The sequence below is a fragment of the Streptomyces sp. NPDC059456 genome (assembly GCF_042750055.1).
Classification (GTDB): Bacteria; Actinomycetota; Actinomycetes; order Streptomycetales; family Streptomycetaceae; genus Streptomyces.
Genome location: NZ_JBHYVA010000114.1, coordinates 1 through 6,256, shown reverse-complemented (window position 1 = coordinate 6,256; position 6,256 = coordinate 1). Strand labels below are relative to the sequence as shown.

The following is a 6,256-nucleotide window of genomic DNA, read 5'->3' as shown; positions in this document are numbered from 1 at the left end:
CACCGCCGCGGCGGCGTCCCAACTGCCGGGCGCCTGGTCGCAGACGGCCGCGACGACGACCCTCCAGCACTCCGGGTCCGGCCGCCGGTAGCGGAACACGGCCTTGACGGCCGAACCCGGTGTCCTCACGAAGTCGCGTAACCGACGAACCCGGCCCATGCGGCGGGCCCGACGGCCAGCCGCCCATCGTCGGGCCGCTTGGAGTCCCGCACGAGGACGGTCCCGGGGGCCGTGGCGACCTCGACGCAGTTGGGTCCGTCGTTGGTGCTGTAGCTGCTCTTGGTCCAGGCGACCTCGACGCAGTCATTGCTGCTGCTCGGACTGTAGCTGCTCTTCACCCACTCCAGTGCGGAAAGATCGCCAGCCGAGGGTTTGATGCTCATGTCTCTCCCAGCACTTTCTCGATGAAGGCTCTCGACTGCCGTGGGTTGAGGGCCTGTGAACGGATGATCCCATACCGAAGTTCGAGGATCTGGATCTCTTTCGCACTCGTAACCAGACGACTCATCAGCTGTGCCTCTACGTACCCCACCGTAGAACCGTCCCTGAGCTTCAAGACATCGATCTGCCCGCCCATGCCTGCGTGATCCTCGCAATCCATCGGCATCACCTGGATCTCGACGTTGCGGAGTCGACCAACGACGAGCAGGTGCTCCAACTGCCTGCGCAGGGTGTCACGTCCACCGATCGTCCGCTCCAGCGTGGCCTGCTCCAGCACGAAGGTCAGCGCGGGTGACGGCTGCCGATGGAAAATCTCTTGCCGGGCCATCCGCGCAGCCACGTGGCGCTCTACTTCGTCCGTCGAGAAGGCAGGGCGTCGGATCTCGTACAGCGCCCGCGCGTACTCCTCGGTCTGTAGCAGTCCGTGGAGGTTGTGGTTCCCGTAGGCGCCGAGCTCAACCGCCTCGGACTCCAGCTTGGCCAGATCCCGGACCTTCTTGGGATAGCGGGCCTTTTCGACGTCCACCTTCATCGCGGCGATCTTCCCGCCCGCGCCGAGAACCTCGTCCGCCCTTTCCAGGAACTCCGGACGCGGAATGCGGGTGCCGCTCTCGATCTTGCGGGTCAGGTCCGCGCCGTAACCCATCTGTTCAGCGAAAGCGGATCGGTCCAGTCCGGCCGCTTCCCGCCACATTTTCAACTGGCGTCCCACCGCCGCGACCACCGCCCCGGATTCGTCCTCCGGGTCGAGTGCCCAGCTCGACTCATCGGCGCCCTCTGCGCTCACTGCCACCTCCGTCGGCCTGCAACTCCCGCCAGGCTACGCACGGGCTGCCACCCCGAATCACGTGAATCAGGAAGTCCGTTTCGCCGGATCGAGGTCTTCGCGACCCGGTGGGCCAATATCCGGGACCGCCCGGCGCCCAAAGACAAACAGCCGGGGGAAATGACCTCTCCCAACCTCCCCCTCCCCCTCTCACTCGGACGGGTGAATCACCCCAATCCGGCTGGCGCATATGCCAATTCGCCCGGCACTCTGTCCCTCGACAACCCCATAAACGCTTAGCGCGCCGTCGCGCGCTCCGTACCGTATTCCGAGGCCCGGTGTCATGCACGAGAAGGACCGGCAGCCCGAGCGCTACGTCAAGATCGGCAACCACCTCGCCCAGCACCGCGAGTTGAGCCTGACGGCGATCGGCCTGTCCACGTACATCCAGTCCCTGCCCACCGGCACCGATGTGTCGATCAAGGCCCTGGCGCAGCGGTTCACCGAGGGCAAGACCCGCATCGCTTCGGCCCTGCGGGAGCTGGAAGCCCACGGCTACCTCTCCCGCACCCGGGAGCGGCTCCCTTCGGGGCAGATCGTCACCCGTACGGTGTCGTACAACAACCCTCCCGCCAGGTAACCGAAGGCGGCGGAGCGCCCTGTCCGGCCCCCGCCGACGGCACCCCCACCGGCCCGGACGGAGGTTCCGGACCCGAGCCGAGTGGCGGGGCCCTGCAGGCGGGAGTGAACTGGAAGGGGAGGCACGTGGAAGGACGTCACTGAGGAGTGTCATGCGTCATTCACGACTGCTTGCGTTGACAGGACTCGCACTCTCGGCCTCACTCGCCCTCGCCCCGGGCGCCGTCGCGGCACAGCCCCCGTCCGGCCAGGTCTCCGTCGTGCCGACCACTACGCTCTGCCGGCTGGACGGCTCGGTCTGGGACTACGCCACCGGACGTGCGTCGACGGATCCGAAGGCCCGGGCATACTGCGAAGGGCTGCGGCAGGGCGAAGCCCGCGGCGCGGACGACGGCCGGCAGTGCCGCCCGAAGAACTACCCGCTGTCGGTGCCCAACGCCAACGACGTGTCGAGTGCCAAGCAGCGCGGCTTCAAGATCGGGTACGACCGGTCCTACCAGCGCGAATGGAACAACGCCAACTGCCAGAACCAGCCGCAGCCCGAGCCCTACTACCCGCCGGTGCACTAGCCCCCGGCACTACGCCCCGTAGAACAGGTCGTCCACGACCGCGCGGGCCCGGCGGGTGATGCGGCGGTAGTCGTCGAGGAGTTCGCCGGCCGTGCCCTCCGCGTAGCCGAGGTAGCGTCCGACGGCCGCCAGTTCGCGGGCCTCCGACGGGAAGGTGTCCCCGGCGCGGCCGCGGACCAGCATCACCGCGTTGCGGACCCGGGTGGCGAGCACCCAGGCCTCGTCCAGGATCTGCGCCTCCTCGGTCGGGATCAGCCCGGCCGCGCGGGCGGCGGCCAGGGCCTCGCGGGTACGGGTGGTGCGCAGGCCCGGCTCCGCCCAGGCGTGCTGCATCTGGATCAGCTGGACGGTCCACTCCACGTCGCTGAGGCCGCCGCGGCCGAGCTTGGTGTGCAGGGTGGGGTCGGCGCCGCGCGGGAGGCGCTCGGACTCCATGCGGGCCTTGAGCCGGCGGATCTCCCGTACGGCGTCCTCGCCGAGACCCTCCACCGGGTAGCGCAGCGGGTCGATCAGCTCGACGAACCGGGCGCCGAGGTCGGCGTCGCCCGCGACCGGTTCGGCGCGCAGCAGGGCCTGGCTCTCCCAGGTCAGGGACCAGCGCCGGTAGTACGCGGCGTACGAGGACAGGGTGCGCACCAGCGGCCCGGAGCGGCCCTCGGGGCGCAGGTCGGCGTCGATGAGCAGCGGCGGGTCGGCGGTGGGCAGCTGGAGCAGCCGGCGCATCTCGGCGATGACGGTCTGGGCGGCCTTCGCGGCTTCCTGCTCGTCGACGCCGTCGCGGGGTTCGTGGACGAACAGGACGTCGGCGTCGGAGCCGTAGCCGAGCTCGTGGCCGCCGAAGCGGCCGACGCCGATGATCGCGAAGCGGGTGGGCAGGGTCTCGCCCCAGTGGTTGCTGACGGCGGCGCGCAGGGCTCCGGCGACGGTGGCGGCGGTGAGGTCGGAGACGGCGCTGCCGACCCGGTCGACGAGGGCTCCGGGGTCCTCCTCGGCCGGGCTGTCCTCCGTACCGTACGAGCGGATGATGTCGGCGGCGGCGGTGCGGAACAGCTCGCGGCGGCGGACCCCGCGGGCCGCGGCGACGCCGGCCTCGGCGCTGTCGGCACGGCCGACGGCGGCGAGCACCTCCTGCTCCAGGGCCTCGTGCGTACGGGGGAGCAGTCCTTCGGGGTCGCCGAGCAGGGCGACGGCCTCGGGGGCGCGCATCAGCAGGTCGGGGGCGAGCCGGCCGGCGGACAGGACGCGGGCCAGGTTCTCGGCGGCGGCACCCTCGTCGCGCAGCAGCCGCAGGTACCAGGGGGTCTTGCCGAGGGCGTCGGAGACCTTGCGGAAGTTCAGCAGGCCGGCGTCCGGGTCGGCGGAGTCGGCGAACCAGCCGAGCATGACCGGGAGCAGGGTGCGCTGGATGGCGGCCTTGCGGGTGACGCCGGAGGCCAGGGCTTCGAGGTGGCGCAGTGCCGAGGCCGGGTCGGCGTAGCCGAGGGCTTCGAGGCGCTGGCCGGCGGCGCGCGGGGAGAGCCGGGTCTCGCCGGGGGCGAGCTGGGCGACGGCGTCGAGCAGCGGCCGGTAGAAGAGCTTCTCGTGCAGGCGCCGGACCACGGAGGCGTGGCGGCGCCAGGCCTTGTTGAGTTCGGCGACGGGTTCGGTGCGCAGGCCCAGCGAGCGGCCGAGGCGGCGCAGGTCGGCCTCGTCCTCGGGGACGAGGTGGGTGCGGCGCAGCCGGTAGAGCTGGATGCGGTGCTCCATGGCGCGCAAGAACCGGTACGCGTCGTTCAGCTGGGCGGCGTCGGTGCGGCCGACGTAGCCGCCGGCGGCGAGGGCGTGCAGGGCGTCGAGCGTGGTGCCGGAGTGCAGGCCGGCGTCGCTGCGGCCGTGGACGAGCTGGAGCAGCTGGACGGCGAACTCGACGTCGCGCAGGCCGCCGGGGCCGAGTTTGAGTTCGCGGTCGACCTGGGAGGCGGGGATGTTGTCGACGACGCGGCGGCGCATCTTCTGGACGTCGGCGACGAAGTTCTCGCGTTCGGCGGCCTGCCAGACCATGGGCGTTATGGCGTCGATGTACTGGGCTCCGAGGTCCGGGTCGCCGGCGACGGCGCGGGCCTTGAGCAGGGCCTGGAACTCCCAGGTCTTGGCCCAGCGCTGGTAGTAGGCCAGGTGGGAGGCGAGGGTGCGGACGAGGGGGCCGTTGCGGCCTTCGGGGCGCAGGTTCGCGTCGACGGGCCAGATGGTGCCCTCGATGGTGGTCTCGGAGCAGATCCGCATGAGGTGGGAGGCGAGGCGGGTGGCGGCCCGGACGGCCTGGCCCTCGTCCCCTCCGTTGGGGGCGTCCCCGACGAAGATGACGTCGACGTCGGAGACGTAGTTCAGCTCGTTGCCCCCGCACTTGCCCATGGCGATGACGGCGAGCCGGCAGGCGGCGGCGTCCTCGGGGGCGGCGGCGCTCGCGATCCGCAGGGCGGCGCGCAGGGTGGCGGTGGCGAGGTCGGCGAGCTCGGCGGCGGTCTGGGCGACGTCGATGGTGCCGCAGACGTCGCGGGCGGCGATGGAGAGCAGGCACCGGCGGTAGGCGACGCGCAGGGCGATGGGGTCGTGCGCGCCGGCCAGCCCGCGCTCGAACTCGGGCAGCCCGGGGTGCAGGTCGACGGCCTCGTACGTGACCAGGGCGTGCCAGTCGCGGGGGTGGCGGGCGAGGTGGTCGGCGAGCGCCTCGGACGCGCCGAGCACACCGAGGAGGCGGTCGCGCAGGGGTTTGGCGCTGACGAGGGTGTCGAGGAGCACGGGCCGCTCGTCGTCGGACTGCGCCTCGGCGAGCCGGACGAGCCCGAGGAGGGCGAGGTCGGGATCGGCGGTGGCCCCGAGGGCGTCGAGGAGCACCGGATCGGTGCGTACGGAGGCCAGCGCATCGGAATCGAGCAGCCCGGCCGCGGCCGAGGGGTCGGTGAACCCGCTGCGCAGCAGCCGGATGAAGGTGCTGCTCCTGCGTCCCGGGACTGTCATCCCGCCGCCTCCCGCGTACGTCGCCGCCGGCCACCGGCCGGGCGTCCTGGGGGGAGCCTAGCCGGAGCAGGCGTTCGACTCACCGGCGTGTCCCGGCACATATCCGACGCGGATTGTCGGATTATCGGGATACTTATTCCGAACAGCCTCCCGAACACGTGCCCTTGCTTCGGGCCGCGACCCGCCCGAGGACCCCCATGCCCGACGGACACCCCGCCCCGGGCCCCTGGCACGCCCCGGGCACCCCGGACCCGACCCGCCCGCACCCGGCCGGGCCGTGGCCACAGCCCGGCGCGGGCACGCCGCCCCCGCCCCGCCCGGGCCCTTCCGGCCCACCGTGGGACCCGTCCCACCCGACACACCCGGCCCACCCGGCACCGGCCGACCCGGCAGCGGGCCCGGCTTCCGCGCCGTACGCGCAGGCCTGGGATCCGGCGACCGGCCCGGCCGCGGGCCCGGCGCAGCCGTGGACTGACGGGATATCGGGTCACACGCCGCACCCCGGGGTGGGTGCGGTGCGTCCGGAACCGGCGCACCCGGGCCACGCCACCCCGCCGTGGGATCCGGCCCCCCACGGACAGGCGGGCCCGGGCCGGGCCCCGGGAGCACCGCGGCCCGGCCGGCCCGACGGGATGTCCGCAGCGGCCGCGGTTCCGGGCCGCGGCGGCCCGCCCCCGCACGCCACGCCCCCCGGCGCCCCCGCGGGCCACGTCCCCGGCCCCCGCCGGGCCGGTGACGCCGAACCGCCGGCCCCCGAATCCCGCCGCGCCGCGCGTCGTACGCGGGCCGACGTCGGCCGCGGGGGCGCGCGCCGGGGCCGGGCCCGGGGGCCGGTCGGGCAGGG

5 protein-coding genes are annotated in these 6,256 nt (G+C 72.9%); 2 read left to right on the top strand and 3 right to left on the bottom strand.

Annotated elements, in window-relative coordinates:
- Positions 1–125: 125 nt before the first annotated feature.
- Both ACFXA3_RS13200 and ACFXA3_RS13195 read right to left on the bottom strand, forming a co-directional pair.
- Positions 126–383, bottom strand: coding sequence for a DUF397 domain-containing protein (locus tag ACFXA3_RS13200; protein ID WP_385186061.1), 258 nt, complete (start codon positions 381–383; stop codon positions 126–128).
- Complete coding sequence (locus ACFXA3_RS13195; protein WP_385186058.1) at positions 380–1,228, bottom strand: helix-turn-helix domain-containing protein; 849 nt, start codon at positions 1,226–1,228, stop codon at positions 380–382. Before ACFXA3_RS13195 ends, ACFXA3_RS13200 begins: the two co-directional genes overlap by 4 nt.
- A 322-nt stretch (positions 1,229–1,550) precedes the next feature.
- Here ACFXA3_RS13195 and ACFXA3_RS13190 point away from each other — a divergent pair, with 322 nt between their 5' ends.
- On the top strand, positions 1,551–1,847 hold the full coding sequence (locus ACFXA3_RS13190) for a helix-turn-helix domain-containing protein (RefSeq protein WP_385186055.1): 297 nt from the start codon (positions 1,551–1,553) through the stop codon (positions 1,845–1,847).
- Between the two features lie 175 nt (positions 1,848–2,022).
- Positions 2,023–2,415 carry a hypothetical protein gene (locus tag ACFXA3_RS13185; protein WP_385186053.1) on the top strand — a complete coding sequence of 131 codons (393 nt, stop codon included), beginning with the start codon at positions 2,023–2,025 and terminating at the stop codon, positions 2,413–2,415.
- Between the two features lie 9 nt (positions 2,416–2,424).
- Here ACFXA3_RS13185 and ACFXA3_RS13180 read toward each other — a convergent pair whose 3' ends face one another.
- The gene (locus tag ACFXA3_RS13180) at positions 2,425–5,412 is read right to left on the bottom strand and encodes a bifunctional [glutamine synthetase] adenylyltransferase/[glutamine synthetase]-adenylyl-L-tyrosine phosphorylase (protein ID WP_385186050.1); all 2,988 of its coding nucleotides are present in this window, start codon (positions 5,410–5,412) and stop codon (positions 2,425–2,427) included.
- Positions 5,413–6,256: the final 844 nt, after the last annotated feature.